The following is a 12,338-nucleotide window of genomic DNA, read 5'->3' on the forward strand; positions in this document are numbered from 1 at the left end:
CGGCCGGGTCGTTCTCCGGAAATCGATCCCGGGCTCAGCCCGCCCGCGATGAATGACGCGGTGGCGCCCTCACCGCGACCCGGCCGGACACCCGGTCAGGCACGCTCGGCGCGGGCGCGCAGGTGCGTGCGTTCGCCGTGCCGGCCGAAGAGGATGAGCAGCTCGACGGCCTTCCCGTCGGCGCTCCCGAGCCAGTGGGGCAGCGTCGTGTCGAACTCCGCGGCCTCGCCCGGGGGCAGCACCAGATCGTGCTCGCCGAGGACCAGCCGCAGGTGTCCGTGGAGGACGTAGAGCCACTCGTGGCCGTCGTGGGTCCGGTGGTCCGGCTCGAGCGGCGGGTCGCTGCTCGGGATGATCATCTTGTACGCCTGCATGCCGCCCGGCCGCCGCGACAGCGGCACGAACGTCATGCCGTGGCGGTGCAGCGGGGTGAGGTGGACGCGCGGGTCACCGGTGCGGGGCGCGCCGACGAGGTCGTCGAGCGGGACGCGGTAGGCGCGGGCCAGCGGCAGCAGCAGCTCCAGGGTGGCCCGCCGCTGCCCGCTCTCCAGCCGGGACAGCGTGCTCTCCGACACCCCGGTGGTGACGGCGAGCTCGGCCAGCGTCAGGCCGCGGTTGCGGCGCAGGGCCCGCAGCCGCGGGCCGACGGCGTGCAGGACGTCCTCGAAGTCGTCGGTCACGCGGCCATCTTGCCGAAACCGCAAGAGACCGTGCCACCTCGGCACGCCCCGCGCACGGTGGGCTCATGACCACCACCGAATTCCGGGACGGCCACTACGCGACGCCGCGAGCCGATCCCCGCGCGAACGTCCGGCTCGCCGAGGTCGTGGCCGGCCTGGCGCCGGGCGCGGCGCTCGACCTGGGCAGCGGCGCCGGCGGGGACACGCTGTGGCTCGCCCGCCGCGGCCGGCGCGTGACCGCGGCCGACATCTCCGGCGTCGCGATCGCGCGCCTGACCGACCGGGCGCGGGACCTCGGGCTCAGCGACCGGGTCACCGCCGAGCGGCACGACCTGGCCGCGACCTTCCCCACGTGCTGCTGATCCGCCGCACCCGCTGAACCCACCGAGGAGGACTCACCATGCCCCGCCGACGGGACACCCCACCCCCACGGACCGGCCCCGACGAGAAGGACGTGCTGCGCGGGTTCCTCGACCAGCTGCGCGCCGCGGTGGCCGCCAAGGCCGAGGGCGTGCCGGAACCGCAGGTCCGCACGCCCGGCGTGCCGTCGGGCACGTCGCTGCTGGGCCTGGTGCGGCACCTGACGCACGTCGAACGCTTCACGTTCCTCGGCGAGCGCACGGCCGACTGGCCCGGTACGTTCCGGCCGCGTCCACAGGAGACGGCCGCCGCGCTCCTGGCCGGCTACCGGGCCGCCGTCGAGGAAGCCAACGTGGTCATCGACGCGTGCACCGATCTGGCCGAGCCGGTGGCCCGCCCCGGCGACGCGCCGCCGTCGATGCGCTGGGCGCTGGTCCACCTGATCGAGGAAACCGGCCGCCACGCCGGCCACGCCGACATCCTGCGCGAGCTGATCGACGGCAGCACGGGCCGGTAGGAAACACCGGGCGCGGGATGCGCGGGTTTGCCGCTCGCGCCGGAGGCCGGTGTCAAGCTCCGGCCTCCCGGTCCCGGTGGTCCCGGCGTGCGACAGTGGCGGCATGAACGGCCGGAACGAGAGCGGGGCGAGGACGGTCGCGGAGCTCGCCCGGATGTCGGCGTGGACGGTGACCGGCTCCCGTGGGCGCTGGAGCACGGCCGAGCGGGTCCTCGCCCTCGGCGGCCGGCGCTGGGTGGTCGGGCTGACCCCGGCGGCGGGCGGCGCGACGGCGCTGATGCTCTGGTGCGACGACGACGTGGTCGCCCACCGGCGCGGCGTCGAAGCTGCGCTGTGCGAGACCGCACTACGCTGGGTGACGAACCTGCTGGCCGGCCGTCCGTGGGACGGTCGCTGACCCTTCGGCGCTGCGCGTGTTCGACGGCCGGCGCCTGCCACCTGAGCCGATCCCGCGGACTGAACCAGTGCGGGCGTGGGTAGTCCCCGGAAAGATCGTGACTCCGGCGAAGGGTGGCTTTCGTGCCGCAATGGGTGGAAGCGGGACTGTGGGGTCTCGTCGGCGGGGCCGCGCTGGTGCTCGGCGCCGCGGCCGCGTGGTGGGTTCGTGTGTCGCGGCGGGTCGTCGCCGGGATCATGGCGTTCGGGGCCGGGGTGCTGATCTCCGCGCTCGCCTTCGACCTGGTCGACGAGGCCCAGCGCGCCGGCGGCCTCGGGCCGACCGCGGGCGGCTTCCTCGGCGGCGCGGTCGTGTACGTCGCGATCAACGTCGTCCTCGCGCGCCGGGGAGCCCGGCACCGCAAGCGTTCCGGCGGCCAGCAACCGTCCGAACAGGACAGTGCGGGCAGCGGCGCGGCCATCGCGGTCGGGGCGCTGCTCGACGGCGTGCCCGAGTCGGTCGTGCTCGGCGTGTCCCTGCTCGGCGGCGGGGGAGTGGGGGTCGCGGTGCTGGCGGCGGTGTTCATCTCGAACGTCCCGGAGGGCCTGTCCAGCGCGGCGGGCATGAAGCTGGCCGGGCGCGGCGCGGGTTACGTCTTCGGGGTGTGGGGCGGTATCGCGCTCGCGAGCGCCGCCGCCGCGCTGCTGGGCAACGTCCTGCTGCGGACGGCGCCGCCCGCCACGATCGCGGCGATCACAGCGGTGGCGGCCGGGGCGATCCTGGCCATGATCGCCGACACGATGATCCCGGAGGCGTTCGAACGCACCGAGCTGTACACCGGCCTACTCGCGACGCTGGGCTTCCTGACGGCGTTCGTGATCGAGCACCTCGGCGGCTGACCGTGGCGGGCGCCTGGACGGTCGTCCGCGAGCCGGACCGGGCCCGCCGCGGTTCCGCGGGCCCGGTCCGATCGTCCTAGCGGACCACCTTGCCGGCGGAGAAGTAGGCGTTGGACGGCGTCATGAACGACAGCACCACGCCGGCGACGGCGGCGACCACGCTGACGAAGCCGAGGATCGTGCTCTGCCCGGCCAGCAGCGAGATCAGCTGCAGCGCGGTGATCACCGTCAGCACGATCCGCGCCCAGTTCCGGCCGGCGCGCAGCTTGAACGCGAACAGCAGGTAGAGCGCGGCGATGATCACGGCGATCACGAGCGCGATGATCATCGTGAGGGTCACGGCCTGGTCGATCTGCGCGTCGGTCAGGCTGCCGCCGCTTTGTTTGTTGGAATTGCGCAACGTGTCGGCGATCGCGTCGCGGCTGGCGAAGATCAGGAAGCCGCCGACGAGCCCGATGACGGTCGAGGCGATGAACGCCCAGAAAGCGCCTTCGACCGTACCGGGCCGGGCGGGAGCAGCCGGCGGCTGGCCGGCGGCGGCGGATTCGGGATAGTTCGGGTAGTTCGGTGATTCGGTCATAGTGATCGAATAGCACGCTTTCGGGTGAGCCGCTCAATGAACGGCCAATCCCGGCGCGAAAACGTGATGTCGGCCGTTTCGGCGGCCGAAAGATCAGTGCCGGCGGCTGAGGGCCTCCCGCTTGACGAATCCGATCACCGCGGTCGCGACGAACAGCACCGCGCCGACGATGATCAGCCAGAAGAGTCCCTTGATGACGATGCCGAGAACGGCCAGGACGGCCCAGATCACCAGCAGTCCGACGAGAATTCCCATGTCAGCTCCCTCCGAGGATGTGCGCGGAGAGGTACCCGGTCCGCCCGGCGGCTACACCTGCCCGGCCCGGCGGCGCCGCCAGTACGCCCACGTGACGGCGGCCAGCAGCGGCGCCCAGAGCAGCAGCGGCAGGTAACAGGCGACGAGCAGGACGTGCCAGCCCGGATCGGCGAACGCGACGGCCCCGAACCGGGGGAAGTCGCGGAAGGCGTACGCCCAGATCACCGCCAGCGCCAGTGCGCCGGCGGCCGCCGGGACGATCGCCGCGTACGGCGCGACCCGGCGGCCGCCGAGCAGGGGGATCCACCGGGGGACGCGCTCGCCCCACGGCCGGACGAGGCCCAGGGTGAGCAGGGCCAGTGCTTCGGACACAACGCTCAGCCCGACGATGTAGCCGGCTTCGCCGAACCCGATCGCGTGATAGGGCCGCAGCCCGAGATCGACGCCGGCGGCGAGGAAGAGCCGCCAGATCCCGGACGGCATGGTGACCAGCGGCACGGCGTGGGCGGCGAGGACGGCCCACCGCTGCGGGCGGACGACGACGGATGCGGTCATGTGCCGAGTCTGTGCCGGGCGGGAGCGCCGCGGCCTCCCGCCGAGGTATCGGCCGGCCACTCTCACGGGGGAGGTCGGCGTCGGTGGGCGATCCTGATCGCCGCGACCCACCACGGCCGGGCGGGCCGCCCCGCGACATCGCGGAGATGACGTACTCCCTCGCTTCCGAGAGAGCGCGGCACCTGACCGACCGGACGCTGCACGTCACCGGCGGTGCCCACCCGACCCGCTGACCATCCACTGTGGAGGAAGCGCTTTCCGGCCGTGCATCCGCACCTGCAGCCGCCGCGGGCGGGAAGTCCCACATCCGTCACGTGACGGATGTCTGACGCGCTCGGGCCACGGAGCATTGCTCACAGAGCCCGGGGCTCCGGACCCTCGACGGCGAGGAGGAGCGATGTCTCGTGGTACCGCCGTTTCCGCGGTCGTGGTGTTCGCGCTGGCCCTGAACTTGCGGCCGGCCGTGACGAGCCTGGGCGCCGCCCTGCCGGACGTCTCGGTCGCCGGCGGCTTGACCGCCGCGGTGCTCGTCGCGCTGCCGCTGTGGGCGATCGGCCTCGGCGGCTGGGCGGCGCCGTGGCTCTACGGCCGCGTCGGAACGCACCGGACGGTCACCGTCTCCCTGGTCGGGCTGGCGTCGTCGCTGGCCGGGCGCGTGCTGGGCGGCTCGGCGCTGCTGCTGGTCGGGACGGTGCTGGCGTGCCTGTCCCTCGCCGTGCTCGGTACCGTGCTGCCGCTGCTGGCCCGGGGGTCCGCCGCCTACCCCCTCGGGCTCGGGCTGGGCAGCACGGTGGGGGCCTTGGTGACTCCGGCGGCGGTGACGTCGTCGTCGTGGCGGGTCGGCCTCGGCCTGTGGGCGGTCGCGGCGGTGCTGACCCAGCAGCTGTGGCAGCGCACCCCCGGCGAGCTCCGGGTGCCGCGCGCGGCGTCCGGGAAGGTGCGGCCGTACGCGCTGACCGTCTACTTCGGACTGGTCTCGACGGTGACGTTCCTGATCATGGGCCGGCTTCCCGGGATCCTGCGCGACGCCGGCGTCTCCCCGGCGACCGCGGGCGCGTGCCTCGCGCTGTCGATGGCGCTGGGGCTGCCGATGATGTGGCTGGTGCCGGGCTGGACGCGGCGGTGGCCGAACCAGACGCTCCTCGTGGTCGTCCTGGCCCTCCCGAACGTCGTCGGGGTGACCGGCCTGCTCGTCGCCCCGGCGGCCGCGCCCTGGCTGTGGGCCGGGGTGACCGGCCTGGGCATGGGGTCGCTCGCGTTCGCCCTGACGACGATTTCGGTGCGCAGCGCGGACGACTCGCCCGCGCTGTCGGCCGTGGTCCAGGGCGTGGGCTACCTGGTCGCCGGCGTCGGCGTGCTGGCCTGCGGCTGGCTGTACACGCAGACCGGCTCGTGGCGGGTGCCGCTGCTGCTGGTCCTGGCGATCCTGCTCGGCCAGGTCGTCAGCGGGCACGTCACGGTGGCCCGCGCGGGATCGGCGCTGTTCCTGCGCGGCCGGCCGGCCTGAAGCGGCTCAGGTGAGCCGGGCGGTGGCGGCGGTTTCGGGCGTGCTTCCCAGCCGAGGTGCGCGGAGACCCGCTCGGCGGCTTCCGCGGTGACGCGGCCCGCGGCGTCGAGGCGCTCGCCGAGCCGTCCGGCGGGCGCGGAGACGTTCAGCGGGCGCGGAGACGTTCAGCGGGCGCGGAGACGTTCAGCGCGGCGACGACCCGGCCGCGGAAGTCCCGGATCGGCGCCGACACCCCGACCGCGGGGACGGGCCAGAACCCACCGGCCGCACCGAACACGGGCCCGGCGTCCTGGCCGAGCTGCCCGGTTTCGTCGCGTCCCTGGGCCACGCGCGGGTGTTCGTCGTCACCGACCGCGGCCTGCGGGCCACCGGGATCGTCGAGCGCGTGGAGCGGATCCTGGCCGCGGCCGGGATCGAGCACGCCGTCCACGAGGACGTCGGCCCGAACCCGTCGACGGGTGCCCACCACGGCCGGCACCGGCGCCGAGACCAACGGTTCGGCGTCACCAAGAACGCGCCGCGCCTGCCGTCGGAGGCGGAGGTGGCCGCGCTGCTGCGCTCGGTGTACTGACGTCAGAACCCGCGGAAGACGCCGTCCGCGCCCGCCGAGCGGGTGAAGTCCGCCCAGTCCATGTTCGCCAGGTTGATGTTGTTCTCCACGCTCCACAACTCGGCGGGCACCACCCGGAACGGCTCGAGGTCGCGCTCGTCGCCGTCCCGGCGCGGAAGCACCCACACGGCCAGGATGGGGCGCTCGGCATCGGTCAGGGTCTTCTCGTCGGCGAGGAAGGAGACGATCGGCCCGGCCGTTTGCTTCTCCCGCAACGCTGCCACGCTCAGGCCTTCGAACGCCGGGTCGCTCACCGGCGTGACGTTGGCCAGGAAGCCGTCTTCGCTGGGTGTCCGGGCCTCCTCGGCCAGGGCGGCCCACGCGCCGTCGTCACCGAACCAGGTGCGGACCAGGACCGGAATGCTCGGTAGCGCGGTCATGAGCGCGAGGTTACGCGGCGAGATCGGCCGCCACGGCCAGCACGTGGGGCGCCAAGGCGTCCGCGATCAGCCCGTACCCGGCGGACGACGGGTGGAACCGGTCGGCCGAGAACAGCGTGGCGTCGGCGGCGAAGCGGGCGCTGAGCTCGGGGCCGGGAGCCGCCACCGAGCCGCCCGCCCGGATGACCGCGTTGGCCTGGGCCTGCGCGTACTGACCGCTCGCCGCGGAGACCAGCTGCCGGTACGCCCCGGGCACCCACGAGACGATCCCCAGGTCCGGCGCCGGGACCACGACGGCCCGCGCGCCGGCGCGGACCAGCCGGGCCACCGCGTCGTGCAACTGGCCGGCCGCGACCGCGGGTGGGACGAACCTCGCGAGGTCGTTCGTCCCGATCACGATCAGCGCCAGGTCCACGCCGGTGCCGAGCGCGGCGCCGACCTGGCGTTCCAAATCGTCGGATCGTGCTCTCGGTACCCCGAAGCCGTGCAGGTCCACGGCGTGGCCCGCCGCGCGCAGCCGCCGGGCGAGGCGCTGCCCGAGCGTGTCCTCGGCGCGTGCGCTGCCGACGCCGGCTGCCAAGGAGTCGCCGAGGACGGAGAATCGGAGAATGCTCATCGACCTCTACAACGTCCGAACCGCGTCGTTGTTTCCCCGGGTGGGTGCGCTTGACTAAGACCGTGGTGGTGCGAGTGCTGCTGGGGCTGGTGCTGGTCGTCGTCCTGGTCCTGGCGCTCGTCTGGATCTTCCAGCGCCGCCTGATCTACCTGCCGGACACGACGCCGGTGCCCGTCCCGCCCGGAGCCGAGGACGTCCGGCTCCGCACCGCCGACGGCCTGGAGCTGGGCGCCTGGTTCGTCCGGCCCACCGGATCGGCCCCGAAGGCGACCGTCCTCGTCGCCAACGGCAACGGCGGCAACCGCGCCGGCCGGGCGCCGCTCGCCGCGAAGCTCGCGAAGGCGGGGCTCGCGGTGCTGGTGTTCGACTACCGCGGCTACGGCGGAAATCCCGGCGACCCCGACGAAGCCGGCCTGGCCCTCGACGTCCGCGCGGCCTACCGCTTCCTCGTCGAGGACCGGCGCGTGCCGTCGGAGCGGCTCCTCTTCTACGGCGAAAGCCTCGGCTGTGCCGTGGTGGCCGAACTCGCCCTCGAGCACCCGCCGGCCGGGCTGCTGCTGCGGTCGCCGTTCGTGGACCTCGCCGCCGTCGGCGCCGAGATCTACCCGTACCTGCCGGTGCGGCTGCTGCTGCGCGACCGGTTCCCGGTCCGGGACGAGGTCGCCCGCCTGCGCGTCCCCACGGTGGTGGTCCTGGGCGGCCGGGACTCGGTCGTCCCGCCGGCCCAGAGCCGGGAGGTGGCCGCGGCGGCGTCGGCGCGGCTCGTCGAGGTCCCGGACGCCGACCACAACGACCCCGTGCTGCTCGAAGGACCCGAACTACTCGACGCCGTGCTGTCGCTGGTCCCGCGCTGACCCGTTCGCCGTCACCCAGGTCGCGATCCGCGCCCGGTTCGTGAAGCCGAGCTTGGTGAGGGCGTGCTGCACGTGGCTTTCCGCCGTCCGCTCGGAAATGTGCAGCAGGGCGGCGATCTGCTTGTTCGTCAAGCCGTCGGCCACGTGCGCGGCGACCTCCCGTTCCCGGCGGGTCAACGGGCCCGGCGTGTCGCCGCGCAGCGCGGCCGACAGCGCGTCGGCCTCCCGGTGAAGCGGCGCCATCCCGAGCCGATCGGCCGTGGCCGACACGGACGCGGCGAGCCCGAGAGCTTCGTCGGCGTCGCCCGGCCGGGCGCGCCGCGCCAGCACCTTGGCCAGCCCGAACCGGGCCAGCGCCGCGTAAGGCGGCGTACCGGCTTCGTCGTTGGCCACGACGGCGAGCTTGAACTCCCGGACCGCTTCGTCGAGCCGGCCGGCGGACGCGGCCGCGAGCCCGAGGTAGCGGCGGACCGAGCCGGTGACGAGGATCGAGCCCGCGCCGCCGGTCACGAACAGCCCGGCGTGCGGACGCAGGAGCGCCGCCGCCCGCTCGACGGCCTCGGGCGGCCCGAACTCCGCGCCCAGCTCCACGGTGGCGGCGGCCACGGGCAGCGTCGCGGGTACCGGCACGGGGCCGGGCACCGAAGCCCGGCGGTAGAGCTCGCCCGCCCGGTCCCGGTCGCCGGCGTGCAGCAGCCACGCGGCGTGCAGCAGCCCGACGAACGGCGGGGCGTTTTCGGCGAAGATGCGTTCCATCTCGGGCGTCACCAGGCCGGCCCGGCCGGTGAGCCCCGCGATGGAGGCCAGCACGCTGATCGGCACGCCCTGCAGCGACATGTGCGCCCGGTCGGCGACGAGGGCGAAGCTCCGCTGAAGCGCCTCGACGGCGTCGTCGAACCGCCCGCGCGCGATGGCGAGCGTGGCGGAACTGCGCAGGTGGTGCCACCGCGCGAGCGGGCGGCGGAGGCGTTCGGCGAGCAGCCGCAGCGCGTCGAGCTCCTGCTCGGCCTCCCCGAGCCTGCCGAGCATGAGCAGCGCGTCGAACCGCCACAACCGGCCCCACAGCACGACATCTGCGTCGTCGCCGTCCTCGCCGAGGGCGATCATGCGGTGGGCGAGGGAGAGCCGCTCGCGCACGCCGTCGGGTGCGGACCGGACCATCTGCCGGGCCCGCAGGGCCGAGCAGAGGACGTCCGGGTCGCGGAGCCGCTCGGCGATCGCCAGTGCCTCGGCGGACACCGCTTCGGCTTCGTCGCCGCCGAGGAATCCCGCTTCGCCCGCCTGCAGCGCGAGCAGCCGGGCGCGCAGCGGATCGTCGCCGGCGGGGAGCGCGGCGAGCGCCTCCCGCGCGATCTTGGCCCCGTCGAAACTGCCCCAGGGGTCCGACAGGCCTTCCATGGCCAGCGCCGTTTCGCCCAGCACGGCCGGGTCGCCGGCGTCGCGCGCCGCGTCGGCGGCGGCTTCCAGGACCCGCGAACCACGCTCGATCTCGCCGCCGCGCAGGTGGGCGATCCCTTCCCGCAGCCGCAGCCGCGCCCGGTCGGCGGCGGAGGCGGGCGCCGCGTCGAACGCGCGCCGATAGAGTTCGGCCGCCCGTTCCCAGGCGAGCTGGGCCAGCGCCTGGTCGCCGGCCCGCTCGGCCCACAGCGTGGCGCGCGCCGCGTCGCCGACGGGCAGCGACTCCAGCCAGTGGTGGGCGATCTCCGACGTCCGGGACGGGTCCCGCCGCTCGAGCCACGCCGCCAGCTTGGCGTGCGCCCTCAGCCGCGCCGCCGTCGGCAGCCCGGCGGCCGCGGACTCGCGGATCAGGTCGTGCTTGAAGCTTCCCGCCGTGACGATGCCGGCGTCCGCGGCCTCGTCGAGGTCGGTCAGGACGTCGGCCGCCGGCCGGTCGAGGACGTCGGCGAGCGCGGCCGGGTCGACGTCGCGGCCGAGCACGGCCGCGGTCGCGACGAGCTCGCGGCACGGCTCGCCCAGCCGGGCCAGCCGCGCCCGGACGGTGTCCACGACGCCGTCCGGCAGCGCGTCCCCGGCGGTGCCGGCCAGGCGGGCCAGCTCGCTCACGAAGAACGGGTTGCCGCCCGAGCGGCGGCTGACCAGCGTGGCGATCTCGGGGGCGACCCCACCGAGTTTCTCGACGACTTCGGCGTCGGTCAGCCCGGCCAGCCGGATCCGGGTCAGGACCGGCTCGCGGGCCAGCGCCGCCAGCGCCGCGGTGAGGGCCTCCCGGCCGGTCGCCTCGGTGTCGCGGTAGGTCACCACGAGCAGCACCGGCGCCCGGTCGAGGTCGCGAGCCAGGTGGACGAGCAGGGCGAGCGACGCCGCGTCGGCCCACTGCAGGTCGTCGAGCACCGCGAGCAGGCCGTGCGGCGCGGCCGCCTCGCGCAGGCCGTCCGCGAAGGCTTCGAACGCGGCGAACCGCGCCTCCGCCGAGCCGCCGGTGTCCCCGGTCGGGAATGGCCGGTCCAGGGAGCGGGCGAGCTGCCGGAAGACCCAGTAGGGCGGGCTGCCCTCGTCGTCGCTCGCGCGTCCCCAGCCGACCGGGACGCCCGCCCGCTCGGCGTCGCGGGCCAGCTCGCGGGCCAGGCCGGTCTTGCCGATGCCCGGCTCGCCGACGACGAGCACGAGCCCGCCGCGCCCGGCCCGTGCCTCCTCGAGGCGGGCGCGCAGCAGGTCCAGCTCGCCGGTCCGGCCGACGAAGCCCCGCTCCATGAGCAGCAACGATACGGCTCCCGGGCCGGTTCAGCGTGGTTCGCCGGGCCAGCGGAACTTCGGTCCGGCCGGCCAGATGGGCGCCGGGAACCACGCGGCCCGAGCCAGGCCGGCGACCAGGGCTTTCAGGAACTTTTTCACGCGATCCACCTCCCTCGCGCGCACACCGCACGGACCCGCAGCAGCGCCCGCGGGTCGGCCAGCGGATCGCCGTCCACGGCCAGCAGGTCGGCGTCGAAGCCGGGCGCGACGCGGCCCTTGCGGTGCGCGAGCCCGCACACCCCCGCCGCGACCGAGGTGATCGCCCGCAGCGCGTCGGCCGGCGACAGGCCGATCTGGCGCAGCATCAGCGGCGCCCACGGCAGCACGCCGTGCGGTTTCACCGGGGCGATGCCGGCGTCGGTGCCCGCGACCATCCGCGCACCGAGCTCGACGAGCCGCCGGTAGTTCGCGATGACCCCCGGCATGCGCCGGGCGAGCTCCTCGGGGGGAGCGAGGCCTTCGACCGGCACCATGCCGACCGTCGCCCCGACGGCCACGCCCTGGTCCACGACGGCGCGCAGCAGCTCCTCGGAGTGGTCGACGCCGGTGGCGGACCAGAAGCTCACGTGCTCCATGCCGTCCACGCCGGCGGCGAGGGCGTCGGCAATGGCCGAGGTGCCGTGCGCGTGCGCGGTGACCGGCAGCCCGTGCCGGTGCGCTTCGTCGACGGCGGCGCGCAGGACGTCCCGGTCGAACTGCGCGCATTCCTGGCGCGTGCCCGGCGTCATCGTCCCGCCGCTGGCCATGATCTTGACGACGTCGGTGCCGCGTTCGACGTGCTCGCGCACCGCCGCCCGCACCCCGGCCTCGCTCGCGTCCGCGACCCCGCCGAGGAAGTGGCAGTGCCCGCCGGGACTCGTGATCGGCGGCCCGGCGGCGACGAGCGTCGGCTGGTCCGCGCGGTTCTTCAAGGCCAGGGAGAGGTAACCGCGGTCCCCGAGGTCCCGCACGGTGGTGACGCCGGCCCGCAGGGACGCCCGCCCGGCTTCGGCCATCGCGGCCAGCGCCTGCTCGTCGTTCCGCGCGGCGAGCCGGGCGACCGGCTCGGAACTGGCGTCGAAGGCGAGGTGGACGTGCGTGTCGACCAGCCCGGGCAGGAGCGTCGCCCCGCCGAGGTCGAGGACGTCGGCTCCGTCCGGCGCGGTCCCGCCGGACTCGACGCCGAGGATCGTGGCGCCGTCGAGCACCACCAGCGGGTCGGCGACGAAGGCCGAGCCCGCACCATCGAACAACCGAGCCGCGCGGATGGCGGTGAGCCTGCGCCGCTCGGTGACCACAAGCTGATTCGTCATGCGGGCCACGATCGCCCGTTCCGGCGGCGGGCACGTCGGGGCAAGTACGGAGACGCGGTACGGAGATCCGCGCTGGGCGTACGTCCGGTTACGTAGGCCCGAA

At 74.9% G+C, this 12,338-nt stretch carries 16 protein-coding genes and 1 pseudogene; 8 read left to right on the top strand and 9 right to left on the bottom strand.

The window, feature by feature from the left end:
- Positions 1-95: 95 nt before the first annotated feature.
- Positions 96-680 carry an XRE family transcriptional regulator gene (locus AB0N03_RS15525; RefSeq protein ID WP_364371075.1) on the bottom strand — a complete coding sequence of 195 codons (585 nt, stop codon included), beginning with the start codon at positions 678-680 and terminating at the stop codon, positions 96-98.
- A 65-nt stretch (positions 681-745) separates the two neighbouring features.
- Between AB0N03_RS15525 and AB0N03_RS15530 the strand changes: the two genes are divergently transcribed.
- The 4 genes from AB0N03_RS15530 to AB0N03_RS15545 all read left to right on the top strand — a co-directional run bounded on the left by AB0N03_RS15530 (position 746) and on the right by AB0N03_RS15545 (position 2,832).
- The gene (locus AB0N03_RS15530) at positions 746-1,042 is read left to right on the top strand and encodes a methyltransferase domain-containing protein (RefSeq protein ID WP_364371078.1); all 297 of its coding nucleotides are present in this window, start codon (positions 746-748) and stop codon (positions 1,040-1,042) included.
- A gap of 38 nt (positions 1,043-1,080) precedes the next feature.
- Positions 1,081-1,557: a DinB family protein gene (locus AB0N03_RS15535; protein WP_364371081.1), complete on the top strand. Its 477-nt coding sequence runs from the start codon at positions 1,081-1,083 to the stop codon at positions 1,555-1,557.
- Between the two features lie 103 nt (positions 1,558-1,660).
- Positions 1,661-1,954: a hypothetical protein gene (locus AB0N03_RS15540; RefSeq protein WP_364371084.1), complete on the top strand. Its 294-nt coding sequence runs from the start codon at positions 1,661-1,663 to the stop codon at positions 1,952-1,954.
- Between the two features lie 122 nt (positions 1,955-2,076).
- Complete coding sequence (locus tag AB0N03_RS15545; protein WP_364371087.1) at positions 2,077-2,832, top strand: ZIP family zinc transporter; 756 nt, start codon at positions 2,077-2,079, stop codon at positions 2,830-2,832.
- A gap of 76 nt (positions 2,833-2,908) precedes the next feature.
- Here AB0N03_RS15545 and AB0N03_RS15550 read toward each other — a convergent pair whose 3' ends face one another.
- The 3 genes from AB0N03_RS15550 to AB0N03_RS15560 form a co-directional block, all read right to left on the bottom strand.
- Entirely contained in the window at positions 2,909-3,412 is a 504-nt protein-coding gene (locus AB0N03_RS15550; protein ID WP_364371090.1) for a hypothetical protein, read from the bottom strand.
- Between the two features lie 93 nt (positions 3,413-3,505).
- The gene (locus tag AB0N03_RS15555; protein WP_364371092.1) at positions 3,506-3,667 is read right to left on the bottom strand and encodes a hypothetical protein; all 162 of its coding nucleotides are present in this window, start codon (positions 3,665-3,667) and stop codon (positions 3,506-3,508) included.
- A gap of 51 nt (positions 3,668-3,718) precedes the next feature.
- Positions 3,719-4,222, bottom strand: a complete 504-nt coding sequence (locus AB0N03_RS15560) for a hypothetical protein (RefSeq protein ID WP_364371094.1) — start codon at positions 4,220-4,222, stop codon at positions 3,719-3,721.
- Positions 4,223-4,305: 83 nt separating this feature from the next.
- On the opposite strand from AB0N03_RS15560, the gene AB0N03_RS15565 reads away from it, so the two are divergent.
- Positions 4,306-4,455, top strand: a complete 150-nt coding sequence (locus tag AB0N03_RS15565) for a hypothetical protein (protein WP_364371097.1) — start codon at positions 4,306-4,308, stop codon at positions 4,453-4,455.
- A gap of 164 nt (positions 4,456-4,619) precedes the next feature.
- Positions 4,620-5,729, top strand: a complete 1,110-nt coding sequence (locus AB0N03_RS15570; RefSeq protein ID WP_364371100.1) for an MFS transporter — start codon at positions 4,620-4,622, stop codon at positions 5,727-5,729.
- A 26-nt stretch (positions 5,730-5,755) separates the two neighbouring features.
- Here the strand turns inward: AB0N03_RS15570 and AB0N03_RS15575 are convergent.
- Positions 5,756-5,967 (bottom strand): annotated as a pseudogene (locus tag AB0N03_RS15575) (hypothetical protein); the annotation flags it as partial.
- Between the two features lie 81 nt (positions 5,968-6,048).
- Between AB0N03_RS15575 and AB0N03_RS15580 the strand changes: the two are divergent.
- Entirely contained in the window at positions 6,049-6,300 is a 252-nt protein-coding gene (locus AB0N03_RS15580) for an iron-containing alcohol dehydrogenase (protein WP_364371658.1), read from the top strand.
- Between the two features lie 2 nt (positions 6,301-6,302).
- Here the strand turns inward: AB0N03_RS15580 and AB0N03_RS15585 are convergent, their stop codons facing one another.
- Together AB0N03_RS15585 and AB0N03_RS15590 are read right to left on the bottom strand one after the other, a co-directional pair.
- A complete protein-coding gene (locus tag AB0N03_RS15585) occupies positions 6,303-6,719 on the bottom strand; it encodes a hypothetical protein (RefSeq protein WP_364371103.1) in 417 nt (138 codons plus the stop codon).
- A 10-nt stretch (positions 6,720-6,729) separates the two neighbouring features.
- The gene (locus AB0N03_RS15590) at positions 6,730-7,335 is read right to left on the bottom strand and encodes an SGNH/GDSL hydrolase family protein (protein WP_364371106.1); all 606 of its coding nucleotides are present in this window, start codon (positions 7,333-7,335) and stop codon (positions 6,730-6,732) included.
- Between the two features lie 44 nt (positions 7,336-7,379).
- Here AB0N03_RS15590 and AB0N03_RS15595 point away from each other — a divergent pair, with 44 nt between their 5' ends.
- Positions 7,380-8,189 carry an alpha/beta hydrolase gene (locus tag AB0N03_RS15595; RefSeq protein WP_364371107.1) on the top strand — a complete coding sequence of 270 codons (810 nt, stop codon included), beginning with the start codon at positions 7,380-7,382 and terminating at the stop codon, positions 8,187-8,189.
- On the opposite strand, the gene AB0N03_RS15600 is transcribed toward AB0N03_RS15595, so the two are convergent.
- Together AB0N03_RS15600 and AB0N03_RS15605 are read right to left on the bottom strand one after the other, a co-directional pair.
- On the bottom strand, positions 8,154-10,901 hold the full coding sequence (locus AB0N03_RS15600) for an AAA family ATPase (RefSeq protein ID WP_364371110.1): 2,748 nt from the start codon (positions 10,899-10,901) through the stop codon (positions 8,154-8,156). The genes AB0N03_RS15595 and AB0N03_RS15600 overlap by 36 nt on opposite strands.
- Before the next feature lie 137 nt (positions 10,902-11,038).
- The gene (locus AB0N03_RS15605; protein WP_364371113.1) at positions 11,039-12,235 is read right to left on the bottom strand and encodes an amidohydrolase family protein; all 1,197 of its coding nucleotides are present in this window, start codon (positions 12,233-12,235) and stop codon (positions 11,039-11,041) included.
- Between the last annotated feature and the right edge of the window lie 103 nt (positions 12,236-12,338).

Origin of the sequence: Amycolatopsis sp. NPDC051061, assembly GCF_040682935.1 — a bacterium.
GTDB lineage: Bacteria > Actinomycetota > Actinomycetes > Mycobacteriales > Pseudonocardiaceae > Amycolatopsis.

What these genes read in the sequence shown, in the direction of transcription:
- AB0N03_RS15530 (WP_364371078.1), top strand. Translation starts at nt 746, where the DNA reads ATGACCACCACCGAATTCCGGGACGGCCACTACGCGACGCCGCGAGCC.
- AB0N03_RS15535 (WP_364371081.1), top strand. Translation starts at nt 1,081, where the DNA reads ATGCCCCGCCGACGGGACACCCCACCCCCACGGACCGGCCCCGACGAG.
- AB0N03_RS15540 (WP_364371084.1), top strand. Translation starts at nt 1,661, where the DNA reads ATGAACGGCCGGAACGAGAGCGGGGCGAGGACGGTCGCGGAGCTCGCC.
- AB0N03_RS15550 (WP_364371090.1), bottom strand. Translation starts at nt 3,412, where the DNA reads ATGACCGAATCACCGAACTACCCGAACTATCCCGAATCCGCCGCCGCC.
- AB0N03_RS15555 (WP_364371092.1), bottom strand. Translation starts at nt 3,667, where the DNA reads ATGGGAATTCTCGTCGGACTGCTGGTGATCTGGGCCGTCCTGGCCGTT.
- AB0N03_RS15560 (WP_364371094.1), bottom strand. Translation starts at nt 4,222, where the DNA reads ATGACCGCATCCGTCGTCGTCCGCCCGCAGCGGTGGGCCGTCCTCGCC.
- AB0N03_RS15570 (WP_364371100.1), top strand. Translation starts at nt 4,620, where the DNA reads ATGTCTCGTGGTACCGCCGTTTCCGCGGTCGTGGTGTTCGCGCTGGCC.
- AB0N03_RS15585 (WP_364371103.1), bottom strand. Translation starts at nt 6,719, where the DNA reads ATGACCGCGCTACCGAGCATTCCGGTCCTGGTCCGCACCTGGTTCGGT.
- AB0N03_RS15590 (WP_364371106.1), bottom strand. Translation starts at nt 7,335, where the DNA reads ATGAGCATTCTCCGATTCTCCGTCCTCGGCGACTCCTTGGCAGCCGGC.
- AB0N03_RS15600 (WP_364371110.1), bottom strand. Translation starts at nt 10,901, where the DNA reads ATGGAGCGGGGCTTCGTCGGCCGGACCGGCGAGCTGGACCTGCTGCGC.
- AB0N03_RS15605 (WP_364371113.1), bottom strand. Translation starts at nt 12,235, where the DNA reads ATGACGAATCAGCTTGTGGTCACCGAGCGGCGCAGGCTCACCGCCATC.